This is a genomic window from Neobacillus sp. OS1-2 (assembly GCF_030915505.1).
In the GTDB taxonomy this organism is placed as follows: Bacteria; Bacillota; Bacilli; order Bacillales; family Cytobacillaceae; genus Neobacillus.
On record NZ_CP133265.1, the window covers coordinates 1,939,842 to 1,960,167 of the forward strand.

At 43.8% G+C, this 20,326-nt stretch carries 19 protein-coding genes, 3 tRNA genes, 3 rRNA genes and 1 other RNA gene; 23 read left to right on the forward strand and 3 right to left on the reverse strand.

Translation table 11 applies throughout. The features are described from left to right. Window positions 1–6 precede the first annotated feature (6 nt). Window positions 7–99, forward strand: a tRNA-Ser gene (locus RCG19_RS09470). Between the two features lie 97 nt (window positions 100–196). Here the strand turns inward: RCG19_RS09470 and RCG19_RS09475 are convergent. The 3 genes from RCG19_RS09475 to RCG19_RS09485 form a co-directional block, all read right to left on the reverse strand. Continuing rightward, a complete protein-coding gene (locus tag RCG19_RS09475; RefSeq protein ID WP_374049590.1) occupies window positions 197–898 on the reverse strand; it encodes a deoxynucleoside kinase in 702 nt (233 codons plus the stop codon). Further along, a complete protein-coding gene (locus RCG19_RS09480; RefSeq protein ID WP_166246629.1) occupies window positions 889–1,557 on the reverse strand; it encodes a deoxynucleoside kinase in 669 nt (222 codons plus the stop codon). The genes RCG19_RS09475 and RCG19_RS09480 overlap by 10 nt, the downstream gene beginning before the upstream one ends. A gap of 213 nt (window positions 1,558–1,770) precedes the next feature. Then, the gene (locus RCG19_RS09485; RefSeq protein WP_308110639.1) at window positions 1,771–3,057 is read right to left on the reverse strand and encodes a glycosyl hydrolase family 18 protein; all 1,287 of its coding nucleotides are present in this window, start codon (window positions 3,055–3,057) and stop codon (window positions 1,771–1,773) included. 123 nt (window positions 3,058–3,180) lie between these two features. On the opposite strand from RCG19_RS09485, the gene tadA reads away from it, so the two are divergent. The 22 genes from tadA (at window position 3,181) to rsmI (ending at window position 20,291) form a co-directional block, all read left to right on the forward strand. Further along, window positions 3,181–3,699, forward strand: coding sequence for a tRNA adenosine(34) deaminase TadA (gene tadA, locus RCG19_RS09490; RefSeq protein WP_308110641.1), 519 nt, complete (start codon window positions 3,181–3,183; stop codon window positions 3,697–3,699). A gap of 92 nt (window positions 3,700–3,791) precedes the next feature. Then, window positions 3,792–4,056, forward strand: an RNA gene (ffs, locus tag RCG19_RS09495) — signal recognition particle sRNA large type. A gap of 124 nt (window positions 4,057–4,180) precedes the next feature. After that, on the forward strand, window positions 4,181–5,869 hold the full coding sequence (gene dnaX / locus RCG19_RS09500; RefSeq protein WP_166246635.1) for a DNA polymerase III subunit gamma/tau: 1,689 nt from the start codon (window positions 4,181–4,183) through the stop codon (window positions 5,867–5,869). Window positions 5,870–5,894: 25 nt separating this feature from the next. Further along, window positions 5,895–6,215: a YbaB/EbfC family nucleoid-associated protein gene (locus tag RCG19_RS09505; protein ID WP_207343114.1), complete on the forward strand. Its 321-nt coding sequence runs from the start codon at window positions 5,895–5,897 to the stop codon at window positions 6,213–6,215. An 86-nt stretch (window positions 6,216–6,301) separates the two neighbouring features. Further along, a complete protein-coding gene (gene recR / locus RCG19_RS09510; protein WP_166246636.1) occupies window positions 6,302–6,898 on the forward strand; it encodes a recombination mediator RecR in 597 nt (198 codons plus the stop codon). Between the two features lie 20 nt (window positions 6,899–6,918). Beyond that, entirely contained in the window at window positions 6,919–7,137 is a 219-nt protein-coding gene (locus tag RCG19_RS09515; protein ID WP_166246637.1) for a YaaL family protein, read from the forward strand. A gap of 89 nt (window positions 7,138–7,226) precedes the next feature. Then, window positions 7,227–7,490 (forward strand): pro-sigmaK processing inhibitor BofA family protein, encoded by a 264-nt coding sequence (locus tag RCG19_RS09520; protein ID WP_166246638.1) that lies wholly within the window; start codon window positions 7,227–7,229, stop codon window positions 7,488–7,490. A gap of 298 nt (window positions 7,491–7,788) precedes the next feature. Beyond that, window positions 7,789–9,338 (forward strand): 16S ribosomal RNA (locus RCG19_RS09525). A gap of 105 nt (window positions 9,339–9,443) precedes the next feature. Beyond that, a tRNA-Ile gene (locus RCG19_RS09530) sits at window positions 9,444–9,520 on the forward strand. 10 nt (window positions 9,521–9,530) lie between these two features. Beyond that, a tRNA-Ala gene (locus tag RCG19_RS09535) sits at window positions 9,531–9,606 on the forward strand. 134 nt (window positions 9,607–9,740) lie between these two features. Further along, window positions 9,741–12,677, forward strand: a 23S ribosomal RNA gene (locus RCG19_RS09540). 71 nt (window positions 12,678–12,748) lie between these two features. Further along, window positions 12,749–12,865, forward strand: a 5S ribosomal RNA gene (rrf, locus tag RCG19_RS09545). Together the 16S, 23S and 5S rRNA genes with 2 tRNA genes alongside form the textbook arrangement of a ribosomal RNA operon. 208 nt (window positions 12,866–13,073) lie before the next feature. Further along, the gene (locus tag RCG19_RS09550; protein WP_166243815.1) at window positions 13,074–13,292 is read left to right on the forward strand and encodes a sigma factor G inhibitor Gin; all 219 of its coding nucleotides are present in this window, start codon (window positions 13,074–13,076) and stop codon (window positions 13,290–13,292) included. Between the two features lie 272 nt (window positions 13,293–13,564). Next, window positions 13,565–15,004 (forward strand): aminotransferase class I/II-fold pyridoxal phosphate-dependent enzyme, encoded by a 1,440-nt coding sequence (locus RCG19_RS09555; RefSeq protein WP_308110643.1) that lies wholly within the window; start codon window positions 13,565–13,567, stop codon window positions 15,002–15,004. A 28-nt stretch (window positions 15,005–15,032) separates the two neighbouring features. Continuing rightward, window positions 15,033–15,668, forward strand: a complete 636-nt coding sequence (gene tmk / locus RCG19_RS09560; RefSeq protein ID WP_166243819.1) for a dTMP kinase — start codon at window positions 15,033–15,035, stop codon at window positions 15,666–15,668. Between the two features lie 100 nt (window positions 15,669–15,768). Continuing rightward, window positions 15,769–16,098 carry a cyclic di-AMP receptor DarA gene (locus tag RCG19_RS09565; RefSeq protein WP_166243821.1) on the forward strand — a complete coding sequence of 110 codons (330 nt, stop codon included), beginning with the start codon at window positions 15,769–15,771 and terminating at the stop codon, window positions 16,096–16,098. A 36-nt stretch (window positions 16,099–16,134) separates the two neighbouring features. After that, the gene (holB, locus tag RCG19_RS09570) at window positions 16,135–17,142 is read left to right on the forward strand and encodes a DNA polymerase III subunit delta' (protein ID WP_166243823.1); all 1,008 of its coding nucleotides are present in this window, start codon (window positions 16,135–16,137) and stop codon (window positions 17,140–17,142) included. Beyond that, complete coding sequence (locus RCG19_RS09575; RefSeq protein WP_308110644.1) at window positions 17,135–17,962, forward strand: PSP1 domain-containing protein; 828 nt, start codon at window positions 17,135–17,137, stop codon at window positions 17,960–17,962. Before holB ends, RCG19_RS09575 begins: the two co-directional genes overlap by 8 nt. A 12-nt stretch (window positions 17,963–17,974) precedes the next feature. Further along, window positions 17,975–18,358, forward strand: a complete 384-nt coding sequence (gene yabA / locus RCG19_RS09580) for a DNA replication initiation control protein YabA (RefSeq protein WP_166243827.1) — start codon at window positions 17,975–17,977, stop codon at window positions 18,356–18,358. A gap of 56 nt (window positions 18,359–18,414) precedes the next feature. Further along, window positions 18,415–19,158 carry a tRNA1(Val) (adenine(37)-N6)-methyltransferase gene (locus RCG19_RS09585; RefSeq protein ID WP_308110646.1) on the forward strand — a complete coding sequence of 248 codons (744 nt, stop codon included), beginning with the start codon at window positions 18,415–18,417 and terminating at the stop codon, window positions 19,156–19,158. Beyond that, window positions 19,145–19,432 carry a GIY-YIG nuclease family protein gene (locus tag RCG19_RS09590; protein WP_308110647.1) on the forward strand — a complete coding sequence of 96 codons (288 nt, stop codon included), beginning with the start codon at window positions 19,145–19,147 and terminating at the stop codon, window positions 19,430–19,432. The genes RCG19_RS09585 and RCG19_RS09590 overlap by 14 nt, the downstream gene beginning before the upstream one ends. Beyond that, window positions 19,410–20,291 carry a 16S rRNA (cytidine(1402)-2'-O)-methyltransferase gene (rsmI, locus tag RCG19_RS09595; protein WP_308110648.1) on the forward strand — a complete coding sequence of 294 codons (882 nt, stop codon included), beginning with the start codon at window positions 19,410–19,412 and terminating at the stop codon, window positions 20,289–20,291. Before RCG19_RS09590 ends, rsmI begins: the two co-directional genes overlap by 23 nt. Window positions 20,292–20,326: the final 35 nt, after the last annotated feature.

The following is a 20,326-nucleotide window of genomic DNA, read 5'->3' on the forward strand; positions in this document are numbered from 1 at the left end:
CGATACGGAGGAATACCCAAGTTCGGCTGAAGGGATCGGTCTTGAAAACCGACAGGCGGGTCAAACCGCGCGGGGGTTCGAATCCCTCTTCCTCCTCCATTATTATTAACAATCGCGCATAAAAACTGGAGATAAAATCCGTTACATTTGATGTAGCGGATTTTTTTTATGCCTTTTAGCAAAACAAAAACACCTATTAAAACATAGGTGTCTTAGTTATACTTAGAATCTCATTTAACTTATCTTCGACATCACGGCAAACCCGTAAGGCATCGGCATTGCTTTTCACAACATCCGTGGTATCCATATCAATGACAAGTACTTCACTAGCATTGTATTGATTCATAACCCATTCATCGTAGCCCTTCCACACCTCGAAGTAGTACTCCTTCAGTTCAGGGTTAATTTCGAAGCTGCGGCCGCGAGCCATGATGCGGTCAATGACGGTATCAAATGAGCCCTTCAAGTAGACCATTAAATCCGGAGCCTTTTTGGGAAGTTCATTTAACTCTTCCAGCATATTATCAACAAGCTCTTCATAAATTTTGAATTCTAATTCCGAAATCCGCCCTAAGTTTTTATTTACATAGGCAAAATACCAATCTTCATAAATGGAACGGTCTTGGATTGTGTATATCGGTTCGCACCAATTGATGCAATCCTTTACTGTCTTAAAGCGCTTATTTAAGAAAAATAATTGCAACAGAAACGGAATTCTCCGCGCATCTAATTCTTCAGGTGTCAGTTCATAATAAAGTGGAAGAATCGGATTATCATCGACCGCTTCGTAAAATACCTTACTTTCAATCCCTTTATTTTTAAAATGTGCACGTAATGTGTCGGCAACACTTGTTTTTCCAAGGCCAATCATTCCACCAATAACGATACTCACGAACATCCCCCTGTTTCTATTTTATTGTTTGTCCAACGATTCTCTTTTAACGATGCGGTTAACTTTTGAAAAATATACTGTAAATCTTGTTCGCTTTTTACAAAATCCAACTCATCACCGCTAAAGCGTAGGACGGGGATCTCTGGGTGTTCCCTTTCAAAAGACGCCATGGTAGTTTCATAATCGATTGAAAGCTGCTCAAGATATAAGGGGCTGATATTCTTCTCAACTTCACGGCCGCGTATTTTGATCCGCTTCAGCAGTGTATCTAAGCTGGCATTCAAATAAATAATGACATTTGGTCTTGGCATATCTTCGGTCAGAATTTGATAAATTTTGTAATACTTGTGGTATTCGTCAGGATTTAGGGACCGTTCGGCAAAAATTAAATTTTTAAAAATATGATAGTCCGCCACGACTGACTTGTTTTGGCTTAGGTAATGGGTATTGATATCCCCTAATTGCTTGAAGCGATTGCAGAGGAAAAACATTTCCGTCTGGAAACTCCACTCCTCAATATTTTCATAAAATTTCCCTAAGAATGGATTCTCATCAACAATCTCTTTTAATAAAGCAAACTGAAACTGTTCTGAAATGGCCTTGGCGAGCGATGTCTTACCGACACCAATCGGCCCTTCAACGGTAATAAAGGGTGTATCCCCCATTATAAGTCCTCCTTCGTAGCTCCCTGCACTTTCTATGATTAATCAGTTTGAACTGGTTTACTCGAGTATATCTATTCTGTACATTCATTGACACAAAGAATATTTTATCACAATCTGTCGGAGGAAGGGATATGGAAATTGTAGAAGATGATGTAAGGATGTCAAAAAAACAAAATAACTGCCGGGGAACGGCAGTTATTGTCGAAAAAATAGTTAAGTGCCTCTTTTTGTTACATTAAAATTATCCACGATAAGCAGCCAATTTTGCGGGAAGGCCAACCCAAGCTTCCAGTAGCTCATCCCTCTAATATTCAGCTCTTTAATTAAATCAAACTTTGCCTGGATGGAGCGAGCATCCTCGAACCATACCTCGTGCTGTTTCCCCTCATCTATATATTTGAAAAATGGTGCCTGTGTTTTTGTATCGTATTGAATGGGGACATGATGCCTGGCCGCCAACTGAATAGCTTGCTGTGGACTCACTGCCCTTGCCACTGTCCCCTGGACGAATGGAAGGGTCCAATCATAGCCGTAAAGATTTTGCCCCATCAGTATTTTAGTTGAGGGCATTTCGGTGATCGCATACTCTAATACCTTTCTTACCGGGCCAATAGGTGACACGGCCATCGCAGGGCCGCCGCTATAGCCCCATTCATAGGTCATAATGACAACAAAGTCCGAGATTTCTCCATGTGCCTTATAATCATGGCCCTCATACCATTTGCCTTTTTGTGTGGCACTTGTCTTCGGGGCGAGCGCGGTCGACATCAGCCAGCCTTCACTTTTAAAGCGCTGCTTCGCCTTACGTAAAAAGTTATTATAGGCTTCGCGGTCGGCTGGACGTAAAAACTCAAAGTCAAAATGGATGTCACGGAATCCGTATTTCTTTGCTGTTGCGACAATGTTATTGATAAATTTATTCTGCGTTGCACTATCGTTTAAAAGGATACGTCCAAGTTCATCGCTAAATTGGTCATTCTCCTGATTATTAATGACCATCATTAAGACGTTGCGGTTAGCCTTTGCGATTGCCGGAAAGTTATTTAGTAATGGCTCTTTCAATGTGCCATCGCGGCGTGCTTGAAAGCTAAACGGGGCTAAATAGGTCAGATAGGGTGCGGCATCGCGGGCACTATTTTCTAATACAGGGGCGACAGTGGTGCCGCGCGGCTCAACATATGCATTAAACTCGGCACTTCTTTTTTTCGCTTGAGGAATATAGAGACGAAGCCCGACATTAAGTGGCTGATTTACATTAATGCGGTTGATTGTGGCGAGCTCCTGATAGGGGACACCAACCTTTCTTGCGATAGTGAATAAAGAATCCCCTGACTGCACGAAATAAAAATGGCCGATAATTGGAATAACAATCGCTTGACCGACGACAAGATTATTTGGATTCGGTAATTCATTAGCTTCGATAATATCCTGAACGGTTGTATGATAGGAACTAGCAATGGTCGTTAACGATTCATTGCTTTTGATCACATGGATTTGCATTCATAGCCCCTCCCTAAAAAACATACGCTACCGCTATTTTATGAGGGTGGAGATGGATAAATGATATAATATTGTAAAATTAGAAGAATGGTCCCCAATAGAGATGGTAAAGGCGGTATTAACATGGAATTTGGTCATAACCATGACGAGTATTTTATGATGGAAGCTATAAAGGAAGCGAAGAAGGCAGAAGAGCTAAATGAGGTCCCCATTGGGGCAGTTATCGTTCATGATGGAACCATTGTCGCACGGGCCCATAATTTACGTGAAAGTGAGCAAAACGCACTCGCCCACGCGGAACTTTTAGCTATTGACCAAGCCTGCCGGGAAACAGGATCTTGGCGGCTGGAAGATACCACTTTGTATGTCACGCTGGAGCCTTGTCCAATGTGTTCAGGGGCGATTATTTTATCCAGAGTGAAAAGGGTTGTTTACGGCGCTGGCGATCCAAAAGGAGGCTGTGCCGGCACGCTGATGAATCTTGTACAGGATCCGCGCTTTAATCATCAAAGCGAAGTGACCAAAGGGGTATTAGAGGCAGAGTGTGGACAAATGCTTTCTGACTTTTTTCGGAAGATACGAGATAGAAAAAAGCTTGAGAAACAGCAAAGAAGTGACACATCTACAAACGACTTGAAATAATTTACAATTGATTTGGATTGCATTTTTTCAAGAATGGTTGTATAGTAAGAGAGCGTCAGATATGGACGCACTAAACTTTGGTATCAACTTTGCCGTGCTAGGTGGGGAGGTAGCGGTGCCCTGTACTCGCAATCCGCTCTAGCGAGACTGAATCCCTTCCTGAGGCTGATTGTCTGTAGGGTCTGCCTTAAGTAAGTAGTGTTGACGCCCTGGTCCTGCGCAATGGGAATCCATGAACCATGTCAGGTCCGGAAGGAAGCAGCATTAAGTGGACTCTCCCATGTGCCGCAGGGTTGCCTGGGCCGAGCTAACTGCTTAAGTAACGCTTATGGGCGACAGTCGATGGAAGGTGCACGGCAGTTATTGTACATAAATTAACTCATCTCAGAAATTGGGATGAGTTTTTTGTTATTCTTTTTGTAAAAAGGAAATTAGATACGTTATAATAGAGTTGATGAAAAATTTGAAGGGGGCGATTGTCTTGGCATATCAAGCTTTATATCGTGTTTGGCGGCCTCAAAACTTTATTGATGTAGTAGGACAAGAACATGTAACCAAGACATTGCAAAATGCCCTGCTTCAAGAAAAGATCTCTCACGCCTATCTTTTTTCCGGACCAAGAGGAACAGGGAAAACAAGTGCGGCGAAAATATTAGCTAAGGCGATTAACTGTGAACGGGCACCCGTGTCCGAACCATGTAATGAATGTGCTGCATGCCTTGGTATCACAAACGGTACGATACCGGATGTGCTAGAATTTGACGCTGCTTCCAACTCTCGTGTCGAAGAAATGAGAGATGTACTGGACAAGGTTAAATTTGCTCCAACTTCGGTGAACTATAAGGTCTACATCATTGATGAAGTACATATGCTATCGATTAGTGCCTTTAATGCCTTGCTAAAAACATTAGAAGAGCCGCCGAAGCATGTTATTTTTATTTTAGCAACAACAGAGCCTCACAAAATCCCCTTAACCATTATCTCAAGGTGTCAGCGGTTTGATTTTAGACGCATTACGGCAGGGTCAATTGTCAATCGGATGAAATTAATTGTAGCTGAAACAGGTATCGAATGTGATGATCGTGCACTGCAAATGATTGCCCGTGCAGCAGAGGGTGGGATGCGTGACGCTTTAAGCTTATTAGATCAAGCAATTTCCTACAGTCAGGACCGTGTCACCGTTGAAGATGCCTTAACGGTCACAGGCTCTGTGTCCCAAGGGTTCCTAAATAAATTAGCGCTAGCGTTTCAAGATGGTGACGTTGCCAGTGGTTTAGAAGCACTTGATGAGCTTTTGTTTCATGGGAAGGATCCAACGCGATTCATTGAGGATTTGATTTTATTTTACCGCGATATGCTGCTCTATAAAACTGCACCCAATCTTGAAGAATCACTTGAAAGAGTGATGCTTGACGATGAGTTTCGTCAGATGGCAGAAATCACTCCCACTGGACAGATTTATCAGCTAATTGACCTGTTAAATAAAACGCAACAAGAAATGCGCTGGACAAACCATCCAAGGGTATTTCTTGAGGTGGCAATTGTTAAGCTTTGTCAAATGGAAGCTAAACAAGTGGATCATGCAGAATCACCACAGCTTAATCAATTGCTAGCGAGAATTGAACAGCTTGAGTCGGAATTGCAGCATTTAAAAGCAACCGGTGTTGCGCCAGCAGTACAAGAAGCGGCACATCAGCCGCAAAAGCCTGCTCCAAGATCTGCAAAAAAGGTATTTCAGCCGGCAGTTGGAAAAATAAATGAAATTTTAAAGCAGGCAACAAAGAGTGATTTAAATCTAATTAAAACAAATTGGGCAGAGATGAGAGCAGGGCTATTAAAGTCGCAAGCGGCCTTGTTAAATGATGCTGAACCAATTGCTGCTTCAGCTGATGCTTTTATCATAAAATTTAAGCATGAAATGATTTGCCAAATGGCAATGAGTAGAAGTGACTTCACTGAAGCCGTAATTGCTGCTATAAATAAATTAACCGGCAAACGATTTATCATCGTGGGCGTCCCTGAGGACCAATGGTTACCAATTCGCGAAGACTTTCTGAACAGTCAGCATGGCGAAGAAGGAGAGTACAGCGAATCGACTAAGGAAGAAGAATCACATATTACAGAGGCAAAGAAATTATTTGGCGAAGAATTCGTCGAAATCATCGACTAAAACTAATTTACAGGAGGGTAACATAATGATGCGTGGTGGAATGGGAAATATGCAAAATATGATGAAGCAAATGCAAAAAATGCAAAAAAAAATGGCAGAGGCGCAAGAAGAATTAGGCGAACAAAAGATTGAAGGTACTGCCGGCGGTGGAATGGTGACAGTTGTCGTAACCGGACATAAAGAAGTGGTAGATGTGCAAATTAAACCTGAGGCCGTCGACCCGGATGATATTGAAATGCTTCAGGATCTAGTTCTTGCCGCAACAAATGATGCGCTTAAAAAGGTGGAAGAATTAACAAACAATACAATGGGGCAGTTTACTAAAGGTATGAATCTGCCATTTTAAAAATGTAGCTGGGGTGCTGAAACAACTTAAGGGGTTAGATCCTTTTGTATCAGGCACCCTTGCTTTCTTGAAGGGGAAAAATAGAGATGCATTATCCTGAACCAATTTCCAAGCTGATTGATAGCTTTATGAAACTCCCGGGTATCGGGCCAAAAACAGCCTCACGTTTGGCCTTTTATGTATTAAGTATGAAAGAAGATACGGTGCTTGATTTTGCTAAGGCACTGGTGAATGCAAAGCGAAATCTTACGTATTGTTCTGTCTGTGGTCATATTACTGACCAAGACCCATGTTATATTTGCGAAGACCTCCGCCGGGATAAGAGTATCATTTGTGTTGTCCAAGATCCTAAAGATGTTATTGCAATGGAAAAAATGAAGGAATTCAATGGGTTGTACCATGTGCTGCACGGGGCTATTTCCCCGATGGATGGGATTGGACCTGAGGATATCAATATCCCTGATTTGCTAAAACGCCTTCAGGATGAAACCGTCCAGGAAGTGATTCTGGCAACAAACCCTAATATCGAAGGGGAAGCCACTGCCATGTATATTTCCCGTTTGTTAAAGCCGTCGGGAATTAAGACCACGAGAATTGCTCATGGGCTGCCTGTTGGCGGAGACTTAGAATATGCGGATGAGGTAACATTATCAAAGGCTTTAGAAGGCAGAAGAGAAGTATAAGACTTTCGGAGGAATCAACTATGTTTTTTCGGCGTAAAGGGAAGCTTCGAAAAGAGTATGATGAAAAATTGTTAACACAGCTAAATAGTTATAAGGATCATTGGCAACAGGAAAAGCTGCTGTTGGAAAAGAGCTTCGATCCTTCCGATGAGGTCATTTGCCAAACAAAAATAGCCGAAGCCAAATACATTTTTCTTTTAAGAGAGGCAAAGCATCGCAAAGTAACTTTATTTAGATGAAACTAAACCCCTTCTATTTCCATAGTTCTATTCCTACTAACTTGTACATATGTTGTATGAAACGTGACTATAGAAGGGGGATAGCTTTTTTGGAACCAATGATTGTTATATCTCTTTTAGGAGGACTTATCCTAATCTTGTTGTTCTCGGGTGCTCCGTTTAAGCCGGCAAGATTTGTCGGACATACAGCGATAAAATTTCTAATTGGAGCCCTTTTGTTATTTTTCTTAAATGTGGCCGGAAACCGGTACGGAATACACATCCCTATTAATTTTGCCACATCTGCTGTCTCGGGCTTCCTGGGCATTCCGGGTTTGTTCGCTTTAGTAGCTATTCAACAATGGGTGATCTAGATGTACATGAGCCGCTGATATTCAGCGGCTTTTATAATTTAAAAAAAGTTGAGGAAAGGGGTTGACCAATATAAAAAAATCCTGTAATATATGAAAAGTCGTCACTGAGACGGCGTGAGTCAAACGAAAAAAGTTGTTGACTTTTAGTTGGTGACTTGGTATGATAATAAAGTCGCTTTTAGCGATTGAGACATTTGCTCTTTGAAAACTAAACAAACAAAGACGTGTAAACAAACAATATTTTTTAGTTTCAATATAGATGAAACTAAGCCAACGTAACAAAATGAGCGAATCAACTTTCTTGGAGAGTTTGATCCTGGCTCAGGACGAACGCTGGCGGCGTGCCTAATACATGCAAGTCGAGCGAATCTTTGGGAGCTTGCTCCCTAGGGTGAGCGGCGGACGGGTGAGTAACACGTGGGCAACCTGCCTGTAAGACTGGGATAACACCGGGAAACCGGTGCTAATACCGGATAATCCATTTCCTCTCATGAGGAAATGCTGAAAGACGGTTTCGGCTGTCACTTACAGATGGGCCCGCGGCGCATTAGCTAGTTGGTGAGGTAACGGCTCACCAAGGCGACGATGCGTAGCCGACCTGAGAGGGTGATCGGCCACACTGGGACTGAGACACGGCCCAGACTCCTACGGGAGGCAGCAGTAGGGAATCTTCCACAATGGACGAAAGTCTGATGGAGCAACGCCGCGTGAGCGATGAAGGCCTTCGGGTCGTAAAGCTCTGTTGTTAGGGAAGAACAAGTACCGGAGTAACTGCCGGTACCTTGACGGTACCTAACCAGAAAGCCACGGCTAACTACGTGCCAGCAGCCGCGGTAATACGTAGGTGGCAAGCGTTGTCCGGAATTATTGGGCGTAAAGCGCGCGCAGGCGGTCCTTTAAGTCTGATGTGAAAGCCCACGGCTCAACCGTGGAGGGTCATTGGAAACTGGGGGACTTGAGTGCAGAAGAGGAAAGCGGAATTCCACGTGTAGCGGTGAAATGCGTAGAGATGTGGAGGAACACCAGTGGCGAAGGCGGCTTTCTGGTCTGTAACTGACGCTGAGGCGCGAAAGCGTGGGGAGCAAACAGGATTAGATACCCTGGTAGTCCACGCCGTAAACGATGAGTGCTAAGTGTTAGGGGGTTTCCGCCCCTTAGTGCTGCAGCTAACGCATTAAGCACTCCGCCTGGGGAGTACGGCCGCAAGGCTGAAACTCAAAGGAATTGACGGGGGCCCGCACAAGCGGTGGAGCATGTGGTTTAATTCGAAGCAACGCGAAGAACCTTACCAGGTCTTGACATCCTCTGACACTCCTAGAGATAGGACGTTCCCCTTCGGGGGACAGAGTGACAGGTGGTGCATGGTTGTCGTCAGCTCGTGTCGTGAGATGTTGGGTTAAGTCCCGCAACGAGCGCAACCCTTGATCTTAGTTGCCAGCATTCAGTTGGGCACTCTAAGGTGACTGCCGGTGACAAACCGGAGGAAGGTGGGGATGACGTCAAATCATCATGCCCCTTATGACCTGGGCTACACACGTGCTACAATGGATGGTACAAAGGGCTGCAAGACCGCGAGGTTTAGCCAATCCCATAAAACCATTCTCAGTTCGGATTGTAGGCTGCAACTCGCCTACATGAAGCCGGAATCGCTAGTAATCGCGGATCAGCATGCCGCGGTGAATACGTTCCCGGGCCTTGTACACACCGCCCGTCACACCACGAGAGTTTGTAACACCCGAAGTCGGTGGGGTAACCGTAAGGAGCCAGCCGCCTAAGGTGGGACAGATGATTGGGGTGAAGTCGTAACAAGGTAGCCGTATCGGAAGGTGCGGCTGGATCACCTCCTTTCTAAGGAATAGATCTGGACGTATGAGCCAGACAAAACAGGTTTGATACATGTTCTTTGTTTGCTTAGTTTTGAGAGTGCAATTCTCTCTATATTATTCGTTGTGGGGGCCTATAGCTCAGCTGGTTAGAGCGCACGCCTGATAAGCGTGAGGTCGATGGTTCGAGTCCATTTAGGCCCACCATTTCCATAACGGGGCTTTAGCTCAGCTGGGAGAGCGCCTGCTTTGCACGCAGGAGGTCAGCGGTTCGATCCCGCTAAGCTCCACCAAAGTTTTTTCACTCAGTGAAAATAACTTTTAAATCGTTCTTTGAAAACTAGATAATCGTAAGAAGAAGCAAAGTAAACATCGAGTAATCGCCATTTTAGTTTTCTCTCTATTTAATAGAGAAACAAACCTTTTAGGTTAAGTTAGAAAGGGCGCACGGTGAATGCCTTGGCACTAGGAGCCGATGAAGGACGGGACTAACACCGATATGCTTCGGGGAGCTGTAAGTAAGCTTTGATCCGGAGATTTCCGAATGGGGGAACCCACTGTTCGTAATGGAACAGTATCTTTACCTGAATACATAGGGTATAGAAGGCATACCCGGGGAACTGAAACATCTAAGTACCCGGAGGAAGAGAAAGCAAACGCGATTCCCTGAGTAGCGGCGAGCGAAACGGGACATAGCCCAAACCAAGAGGCTTGCCTCTTGGGGTTGTAGGACACTCAACATGGAGTTACAAAGGAACGGGGTAAATGAAGCGACCTGGAAAGGTCAGCCAGAGAAGGTAAAAGCCCTGTAGTTGAAACTTCGTTCCCTCCTGAGTGGATCCTGAGTACGGCCGGACACGAGAAATCCGGTCGGAAGCAGGGAGGACCATCTCCCAAGGCTAAATACTCCCTAGTGACCGATAGTGAACCAGTACCGTGAGGGAAAGGTGAAAAGCACCCCGGAAGGGGAGTGAAATAGTTCCTGAAACCGTGTGCCTACAAGTAGTCAGAGCCCGTTTATGGGTGATGGCGTGCCTTTTGTAGAATGAACCGGCGAGTTACGATTACATGCAAGGTTAAGTTGAAGAGACGGAGCCGCAGCGAAAGCGAGTCTGAATAGGGCGAATTTAGTATGTAGTCGTAGACCCGAAACCAGGTGATCTACCCATGTCCAGGGTGAAGTCCAGGTAACACTGGATGGAGGCCCGAACCCACGCACGTTGAAAAGTGCGGGGATGAGGTGTGGGTAGCGGAGAAATTCCAATCGAACTTGGAGATAGCTGGTTCTCTCCGAAATAGCTTTAGGGCTAGCCTCACGTAGTAAGAGTCTTGGAGGTAGAGCACTGTTTGGACTAGGGGCCCTCATCGGGTTACCGAATTCAGACAAACTCCGAATGCCAAAGACTTATCCGTGGGAGTCAGACTGCGAGTGATAAGATCCGTAGTCAAAAGGGAAACAGCCCAGACCACCAGCTAAGGTCCCAAAGTATACGTTAAGTGGAAAAGGATGTGGAGTTGCTTAGACAACCAGGATGTTGGCTTAGAAGCAGCCACCATTTAAAGAGTGCGTAATAGCTCACTGGTCGAGTGACTCTGCGCCGAAAATGTACCGGGGCTAAACGTATCACCGAAGCTGTGGATTGACACCGTTGGTGTCAGTGGTAGGAGAGCGTTCTAAGGGCGTTGAAGCTAGACTGTAAGGACTGGTGGAGCGCTTAGAAGTGAGAATGCCGGTATGAGTAGCGAAAGATGAGTGAGAATCTCATCCACCGAATGCCTAAGGTTTCCTGAGGAAGGCTCGTCCGCTCAGGGTTAGTCGGGACCTAAGCCGAGGCCGAAAGGCGTAGGCGATGGACAACAGGTTGATATTCCTGTACCACCTCTTTATCGTTTGAGTGATGGGGGGACGCAGGAGGATAGGGTAAGCGCACTGTTGGATATGTGCGTGTAAGCAGTTAGAGCGAGAAGTAGGAAAATCCGCTTCTCACAACGCTTGAGCTGTGATGCCGAGGGAAATATAGTACCGAAGTTCCTGATTCCACACTGCCAAGAAAAGCCTCTAGCGAGATAAAAGGTGCCCGTACCGCAAACCGACACAGGTAGGCGAGGAGAGAATCCTAAGGTGAGCGAGAGAACTCTCGTTAAGGAACTCGGCAAAATGACCCCGTAACTTCGGGAGAAGGGGTGCTCTTTAGGGTTCATAGCCCTGAAGAGCCGCAGTGAATAGGCCCAGGCGACTGTTTAGCAAAAACACAGGTCTCTGCGAAGCCGCAAGGCGAAGTATAGGGGCTGACGCCTGCCCGGTGCTGGAAGGTTAAGAGGAGGGGTTAGCTCACGCGAAGCTCTGAATCGAAGCCCCAGTAAACGGCGGCCGTAACTATAACGGTCCTAAGGTAGCGAAATTCCTTGTCGGGTAAGTTCCGACCCGCACGAAAGGCGTAACGATCTGGGCACTGTCTCAACGAGAGACTCGGTGAAATTATAGTACCTGTGAAGATGCAGGTTACCCGCGACAGGACGGAAAGACCCCGTGGAGCTTTACTGTAGCCTGATATTGAATTTTGGTACAGCTTGTACAGGATAGGTAGGAGCCTGAGAAGCCGGAGCGCTAGCTTCGGTGGAGGCGTCGGTGGGATACTACCCTGGCTGTATTGAAATTCTAACCCGCACCCCTTATCGGGGTGGGAGACAGTGTCAGGTGGGCAGTTTGACTGGGGCGGTCGCCTCCTAAAGAGTAACGGAGGCGCCCAAAGGTTCCCTCAGAATGGTTGGAAATCATTCGTAGAGTGTAAAGGCACAAGGGAGCTTGACTGCGAGACCTACAAGTCGAGCAGGGACGAAAGTCGGGCTTAGTGATCCGGTGGTTCCGCATGGAAGGGCCATCGCTCAACGGATAAAAGCTACCCCGGGGATAACAGGCTTATCTCCCCCAAGAGTCCACATCGACGGGGAGGTTTGGCACCTCGATGTCGGCTCATCGCATCCTGGGGCTGTAGTCGGTCCCAAGGGTTGGGCTGTTCGCCCATTAAAGCGGTACGCGAGCTGGGTTCAGAACGTCGTGAGACAGTTCGGTCCCTATCCGTCGTGGGCGCAGGAAATTTGAGAGGAGCTGTCCTTAGTACGAGAGGACCGGGATGGACGCACCGCTGGTGTACCAGTTGTTCTGCCAAGGGCATCGCTGGGTAGCTATGTGCGGACGGGATAAGTGCTGAAAGCATCTAAGCATGAAGCCCCCCTCAAGATGAGATTTCCCATAGCTCTAAGCTAGTAAGAACCCTGAAAGATGATCAGGTTGATAGGTCAGAGGTGGAAGCGTGGCGACATGTGGAGCTGACTGATACTAATCGTTCGAGGACTTAACCATTTGATTATTCGTTTTTACAAACTTCTTCTGCATTATCTAGTTTTGAGAGAACGATCTCTCAATTAAATTAGTCTGGTAACAATGGCGAGAAGGTCACACCCGTTCCCATACCGAACACGGAAGTTAAGCTTCTCAGCGCCGATGGTAGTTGGGGCATGCGCCCCTGTGAGAGTAGGACGTTGCCAGGCACATGAAGAGGACAATCTTTTACAGATTGTCCTCTTTCTTTTTTTATAAAAGTGAGGGTTTCGGTAAAAAAGTACGAAGTGTTTTGAAAGAAAACACGAATAGACATACACCCAATTGCTAGGTACGACATATTATAATAAGGGATGCCCGGGGCAAGATAATTCAAAAAATTGTATACAAATGAGTGGAGAGGGACAGAATGGGTGTATGGAGGTGGAGGAATTGAGTTCATTTTTAGCACATAAACAGTATGTAGAGACATGCGTTATTTGTGAAAATCTAAAACCAAAAGGCATACATCTATATACGTCTTTTATTTGTACAGAATGTGAAAATGATTTAATTCAAACAGATACAAATGACCCAAAATATAAATACTTTTTAAAGCAGCTTAGAAAAATAACAAATCCTGAAATTTTTTCCTAACAAGTCCTTTTGGGCTTTATTTTTTTTGGAAAAGGGGCGGAGCGCCGCAAAAGCGAATCAAAATATCCTGTGTATTTGGAATATACAGGTTTCACTAGAAAGTTAAGTTAAGTCTAGCTCTGCTCACACCGCCTTTATTATGTTAGGTTGGCTCTTTCGGTAAATTTCGTTGTAAAAGTTGGAATGGGGCACTTTAGAAGTTTTCACCAAAAAATAGGAAAGGCTATCGTTTTTTGCTAAAATAGATGAGACTCTTAGAAGGAAGATAAACCATGAAAACTCAATCGAAGAAACCTTTATACGAAGCATTGGTGGAACATGTAAAAAAGAAACCTATTTCTTTCCATGTCCCCGGACATAAATATGGCCGTATCAATCAATCAGATGATTGTCGCCTTTTTGAACAAATATTACAAATTGATGCCACGGAGCTAACAGGGTTAGATGACCTGCATTCTCCTGAAGGAGCAATTTTAGAAGCGGAGACGCTTCTAGCTAAGCTTTATCAAACAAAGGAAAGTTTTTTCCTTGTGAATGGATCAACCGTAGGTAATCTCGCGATGATTTTGGCAGTCTGCACAGAAGGGGCACAGGTCCTTGTCCAAAGAAATTGCCATAAGTCCGTCTTAAATGCTCTTAGACTGGTGAAGGCAAGACCTGTTTTTCTTGAACCGGAATATGATCAGGAATGGAAGATAGCTGCGGGTGTTAGTGTAGAGACAGTTAAACAAGCAATCAATCTTTACCCGAATGCCAAAGCAATCATTTTAACGTATCCGAACTACTATGGAATGACCTATGATCTACAAGGAATTATTGATTTGTGCCATCTTCATCAGATTCCGGTATTGGTTGATGAGGCACATGGGGCACATTTAATAATCGGGGGGCCATTCCCGCCGTCTGCTGTTCAGTTAGGTGCTGACATTATCGTGCAATCGGCACATAAGACACTCCCAGCCATGACAATGGGTTCTTTTTTACATGTGAATGGCAATTTGATAAGAATGGAAAAGGTTAAGGAGTATCTTGGAATGCTCCAGTCCAGCAGCCCATCATATCCCATTATGGCTTCCTTGGACATAGCCAGACATTACCTAGGTACATATGAACAAACGGATTTATCCTTTTTGCTGGCCGAAATTAGGCACTTTAAAGAGGCACTAGCCCAAATTCCGGCGGTAAAAGTATTAGACTTTCCAAACAGTCACGGTGACCTTTTGAAAATAACTATTCAGACTAGGTGTGAGCTAAATGGATTTGATCTTCAAAGAAGATTTGAAGATGCCGGTATTTATACTGAATTAGCAGATCCATATAATGTGTTGTTTATTTTCCCGTTAGTAAAGGATGGACAGCATTTTCCGTTGGCAGAGGCAGCAAACAAAATAGAGACAGCTCTTCAAGGTTTGTCTAATTATAAGGTTATAGATGAACTCATTATGGATGGTCAAAAGATTTCCCAACTCGCGGTTCCTTATGGTGAAATGGAGGATTTAGCAGAGGAAATGGTATCTATTGGGGAAGCAGCCGGATGTATTTGTGCGGAGATGATTATCCCCTACCCACCAGGGGTTCCATTGCTTTTAAGGGGAGAGAGAATTACGAATGAAAAACTTAATCAACTAAAGTGGCTGTTACAATCCGGAGCGAGGTTTCAAGGTAGCTTCGACGTAAAACAGGGGAATATAAAGATTTTAAAGACAACGTAAGTGAAAACATTTTGGAGGTTTTAGTTACATGAGCAACGGAACATTTATTACATTTGAGGGCCCGGATGGTGCGGGAAAAACAACCATTCTTACTATGGTGGCAAAACAGTTTTCGGACGCTTTAGTAACTAGGGAGCCAGGCGGTATTGAAATAGCGGAGCAAATCCGCCGAGTTATTTTAGATAAAGGAAATACGGCAATGGATCCGCGAACGGAAGCGCTGCTTTACGCGGCTGCACGGAGGCAGCATTTAATAGAAAAGGTAAAACCTGCATTAGACGCGGGTAAAGTAGTTCTATGTGACCGGTTTGTGGATAGTTCATTAGCCTATCAAGGCTATGCACGCGGTTTAGGAATGGATGAGGTATTGACAATTAATCAATTTGCGATTGAAGACTTAATGCCTGAGCTGACCATCTATTTCGACATTGATCCCGAGTTAGGTCTGAAGCGGATTAATAGAAATAAAGGAAGAGAAATTAATCGGCTGGATTTAGAGGATCTTGATTTCCACCAAAAGGTAAGAGAAGGATACCATTTATTAATGGAGCGCTTCCCCAATAGAATTGTTCGGATTGATGCCTCAGGAACTGTTGAGGAGGTCTATCAAAAAACGCTGCAGCTAGTAGAAGGGAAATTAGCAGAAAAAAGGCCTTCCATCTAAGGCCCTTTTTAATTTTGCTCTGTTTAAAAAGGTATGCCGTACAATAACCTGTTATAATAAAGATAGAGTTGTACAAACAAAAGGGAGAGGGTGTTTTCAAATGAAACTCATTATTGCCGTTGTTCAAGACCAGGATAGCAATCGTTTATCTAAAGCGTTAGTCGATTATAATTTTAGAGCGACCAAATTAGCTAGTACAGGTGGATTTTTGAAGTCGGGAAACACCACGTTTATGATTGGAACTGAAGATATCCGGGTTGACCGGGCTCTCCAAATTATTAAGGAAAACTGTAAGTCGAGAGATCAGCTTGTAGCCCCTGTTTCACCAATGGGTGGTAATGCTGACTCGTATGTCCCATATCCGGTTGAAGTCGAAGTGGGCGGAGCAACAGTATTTGTCTTACCAATTGAGCAATATATGCATTTTTAGTATTGCTGATATTCCTATAGATGGTGAGTGAGTAACATGGTAAAAACATGGGATCAACTAGAAGAGCTGCAGTGGACAGTATTGAAAATGTTAAAAAACAGCTTACTGAAAAATAGAGTGGCCCATGCGTACCTTTTTGAAGGCATAAGAGGGACAGGGAAAAAGGAAGTTAGTCTATTACTGACAAAAGCACTTTTTTGCGAGTCGTTACTTGCAGGCTATAAACCGTGTGAGTCATGTACTAATTGCCGACGCATCAATAATGGAAATCATCCTGATGTTCATATCGTTGAACCTGATGGGTTATCGATTAAGGTTGACCAAATTAGAAATCTACAAGCGGAGTTTTCCAAAAAGGGTGTCGAATCCTCAAGAAAAGTGTATGTCATAGTCCATGCAGATAAAATGAGTGTGAGTGCATCAAATAGTTTGCTAAAGTTTTTGGAGGAACCAAGTCCTGGGACAGTTGCCTTCCTATTAACAGAACAACTGCAGCAAATATTGCCAACCATACTTTCTAGATGCCAAGTATTGGCATTTCGTCCGTTAGCTCCCCAGGTAATGGTGAAACAGCTACAAGAAAATGGCGTTGAACCGGCTAAGGCACCACTGCTGGCACAGTTAACGAATAATCTGGATGAGGCCCTCAAATTAAATGTCGATGAATGGTTTGCACAAGCCCAAAAAATAGTGGTAAAATTATATGAGGTGTTGAGAAAAAACCCCCTTGAGGCAATGGTAACACTCCAGGGTGATTGGTTTCTGCACTTTAAGGATAAAGAACAGATTCAACGTGGTTTAGACCTTTTACTTCTTATTTTTAAGGATTTACTTTATATACAATTAGATAAGCAGGAGCAAATTGTTTTCATAGAAGAAAGAGAGCGGTTAAAACAATTTGCCTTGCAAACATCTGGACGGCGCTTATCGGATCAAATGTCAGCTATTCTTGATGCAAAAAGGAAGCTGCAGGCAAATATGAATCCTCAGCTGATGATGGAACAGCTTGTGTTAAAAATTCAGGAGGGATCTTCATTTGTATGATGTTGTAGGAGTTCGCTTTAAAAAAGCGGGGAAAATCTATTATTTTGATCCTGGAGACCTCTCAATCGAAAAGGATGACTTTGTGATTGTTGAGACGGTCCGCGGCGTTGAATACGGGAGGGCAGTTATCGCCCGTAAACAGGTAGAGGAGCATGATGTGGTTCTTCCATTAAAAAAGGTGGTTAGAATTGCTGACCAGAAGGATCGCATGATTGTCGAAGAAAATAAGCAGGCAGCCCAAGAGGCATATGAGGTTTGTAATGAAAAGGTGAATGAACATCAACTGGATATGAAGCTAGTGGATGTTGAATATACATTTGATCGAAATAAGATTATCTTCTACTTTACTGCTGATGGAAGAGTTGATTTCCGTGAGTTGGTCAAAGATTTAGCAGCTATTTTTCGGACACGCATTGAATTACGCCAGATTGGCGTCCGTGATGAAGCGAAGATGCTTGGTGGTATTGGCCCATGCGGCCGAATGCTATGTTGTTCAACCTTCTTAGGTGATTTCGATCCCGTCTCTATTAAAATGGCGAAGGATCAAAACCTTTCATTAAATCCTACAAAAATATCCGGTTTATGTGGCAGATTGATGTGCTGCTTAAAATATGAAAATGATGAATATGAAGCCGCAAAAGAAGCTTTGCCTGATTTAGGGGAAATCATTGAAACACCGCAGGGTGCAGGAAAAGTGGTAGGACTAAATATATTAGAGCGGGTACTTCAAGTGGAACTTAAGGAACAAGACCGAGTTCTGGAGTATACCTTGGAAGAAATTATTAAAGAAGGTGCCTTTTCTATACAGTCCACAGATTAAGAGGTGTGCGCCGTGGATAAAAAGGAAATATTTGAATCAGTGAGTAATATGGAAACGCAAATTGGCCATCTTTACCAAAAACTCGGAGAATTAAAGCAGCATTTAGCTGAAATACTCGAAGAGAATCATTATTTAAAGCTGGAAAATGAACATCTGAGACGCCGTTTAGATGTATCAATTAAAGAAGAAAAGAAAAAAACAGAGAATAAAAAAGCCGAAGGGGGCCCCGCCCATCAGGAGGCTTCTCCAGGGGAAAAGCTCTTTGATATTGGAGAAGGGTACGACAACCTTGCCCGTCTTTATCATGAAGGGTTTCACATTTGTAATCTTCATTTTGGAAGTTTGCGAAAGGAAGGAGATTGTTTATTCTGCCTTTCTTTTCTTAATAAGAAATAACCTAAGGGGGCTGATAAAATCAGCCCTTATTTTCATATTAGAATAGGATGGTTTTAGTGGTAAATTTGAAAGATGATGAACGACTCGATTATTTGCTTGCCGAGGATTTGAGGATTATTCAAAGCCCATCCGTTTTTTCCTTTTCACTCGATGCTGTATTATTGGCCCGGTTTGTATATGTACCCATTCAAAAGGGGAATTTAATTGATCTCTGCAGCGGTAATGGGGTAATTCCCTTATTTTTAAGCGCCCGCACAAGAGGGACTATAATTGGCGTTGAAATACAAGATCGTTTATATGATATGGCAATCCGAAGTATTGAATATAACGGGCTTCAACAGCAGTTACAGATGATTCACGGTGATATTAAAGAGATGTCCAAACAACTAGGCTTTGGCAAGTTCGATGTGGTTACGTGTAATCCACCCTATTTTACGACTCCTTCAAAGGACGAAATCAATCCTAATGAACATCTTGCTATCGCGCGCCACGAAATCCTTTGTACACTTGAGGATACGATTAAGGCTTCAAGTCAATTGGTGCGGCAGGGTGGGAAAGTGGCCTTTGTCCATCGCCCGGGCCGGCTTATCGATATCATTACATTGATGAGGCAGTACAGGCTCGAACCAAAGCGGATTCAGTTTGTTTATCCAAAGCTTGGTAAGGAAAGCAACACAGTTTTAGTTGAAGCAATAAAGGACGGCAGTCCAGATTTAAAAATCCTGCCACCACTCATTGTTTATAATGATGCAGATGAATATACACCTGAAATCAGAGGGATTTTATATGGAGAAGAGTGAACACTTTTTTTATGTGGTAACATGCAGGGACGGGAGTCTTTACGCGGGTTATACAAATAATCTTGAACGGCGCATTATGCTTCATAATAAGGGGAAAGGGGCGAAATACACACGTAGCAGGAGTCCTGTAGCGCTTACCTTTTATAAAGGGTATGACAATAAAAGTGATGCGATGAGTGCGGAATATTATTTTAAACAGTTATCTCGTAAGCAGAAAATAGAGTTTTTAATGGAAGAAATGGGTGGATATCATGTGGCAGCAGAAAAGTTTTGAAAATGAGGAGCATAAAGGAATTCTTTATTTAGTTCCAACTCCCATTGGGAACCTTGAGGATATGAGCTTTCGAGCAATAAGAATCTTAAAAGAGGCAGATGTAATTGCTGCTGAAGATACAAGAAATACAAAAAAACTTTGCAATTATTTCGAAATTGATACCCCTGTTGTTAGCTATCATGAGCATAATAAGGAATCAAGTGGGGAGAAACTGATTCAAAAAGTGAAGGAAGGCCAAAAGGTGGCTGTTGTTAGTGACGCTGGCATGCCTGCGATTTCTGATCCCGGCTATGAGCTTGTGATGGAAGCGATTAGTGAAAAAATGACAGTTGTCCCATTACCGGGTGCAAATGCGGCACTCACAGCCTTAATTGCCTCGGGAATCTCCTGCCAGCCTTTTTATTTTTATGGATTTCTTAATCGCAGTAAGAAAGACAAACGAGCGGAATTGGAAGTTTTGAAAAAGCAAATGGCGACGCTTATCTTTTATGAATCTCCGCATCGATTAAAAGAAACCTTATCGATTATGCTGGAAATCCTCGGTAACAGGAAAATAGCGATTTGCAGAGAATTAACCAAAAAATATGAAGAGTTTATTCGCGGAACCCTGGAGGAAGTTATTGCTTGGGCGCAAAAGGATGAAATCCGCGGGGAATTTTGTATTCTTATTGAAGGGTCTGATGTACCGGCAGAAGAGGACAGCAATAGCTGGTGGCAGCAGCTGTCACTTGAGGAACACATCAACCACTACATATCGGTAAAATGCATATCATCGAAGGATGCGATCAAACAAACTGCAAAGGACCGCGGGCTAAGTAAGCGGGAAGTTTATCAAGCGTATCATATAGACAATAACTAAAAAAAACTCCAGCACACGATCAGTGCTGGAGTTTG

What these genes read in the sequence shown, in the direction of transcription:
- tadA (WP_308110641.1), top strand. Translation starts at nt 3,181, where the DNA reads ATGGAATTTGGTCATAACCATGACGAGTATTTTATGATGGAAGCTATA.
- RCG19_RS09550 (WP_166243815.1), top strand. Translation starts at nt 13,074, where the DNA reads ATGGAGGTGGAGGAATTGAGTTCATTTTTAGCACATAAACAGTATGTA.
- RCG19_RS09555 (WP_308110643.1), top strand. Translation starts at nt 13,565, where the DNA reads ATGAAAACTCAATCGAAGAAACCTTTATACGAAGCATTGGTGGAACAT.
- RCG19_RS09515 (WP_166246637.1), top strand. Translation starts at nt 6,919, where the DNA reads ATGTTTTTTCGGCGTAAAGGGAAGCTTCGAAAAGAGTATGATGAAAAA.
- RCG19_RS09485 (WP_308110639.1), bottom strand. Translation starts at nt 3,057, where the DNA reads ATGCAAATCCATGTGATCAAAAGCAATGAATCGTTAACGACCATTGCT.
- holB (WP_166243823.1), top strand. Translation starts at nt 16,135, where the DNA reads ATGGTAAAAACATGGGATCAACTAGAAGAGCTGCAGTGGACAGTATTG.
- RCG19_RS09565 (WP_166243821.1), top strand. Translation starts at nt 15,769, where the DNA reads ATGAAACTCATTATTGCCGTTGTTCAAGACCAGGATAGCAATCGTTTA.
- RCG19_RS09475 (WP_374049590.1), bottom strand. Translation starts at nt 898, where the DNA reads ATGTTCGTGAGTATCGTTATTGGTGGAATGATTGGCCTTGGAAAAACA.
- RCG19_RS09590 (WP_308110647.1), top strand. Translation starts at nt 19,145, where the DNA reads ATGGAGAAGAGTGAACACTTTTTTTATGTGGTAACATGCAGGGACGGG.
- tmk (WP_166243819.1), top strand. Translation starts at nt 15,033, where the DNA reads ATGAGCAACGGAACATTTATTACATTTGAGGGCCCGGATGGTGCGGGA.
- recR (WP_166246636.1), top strand. Translation starts at nt 6,302, where the DNA reads ATGCATTATCCTGAACCAATTTCCAAGCTGATTGATAGCTTTATGAAA.
- rsmI (WP_308110648.1), top strand. Translation starts at nt 19,410, where the DNA reads ATGTGGCAGCAGAAAAGTTTTGAAAATGAGGAGCATAAAGGAATTCTT.
- RCG19_RS09480 (WP_166246629.1), bottom strand. Translation starts at nt 1,557, where the DNA reads ATGGGGGATACACCCTTTATTACCGTTGAAGGGCCGATTGGTGTCGGT.
- RCG19_RS09505 (WP_207343114.1), top strand. Translation starts at nt 5,895, where the DNA reads ATGATGCGTGGTGGAATGGGAAATATGCAAAATATGATGAAGCAAATG.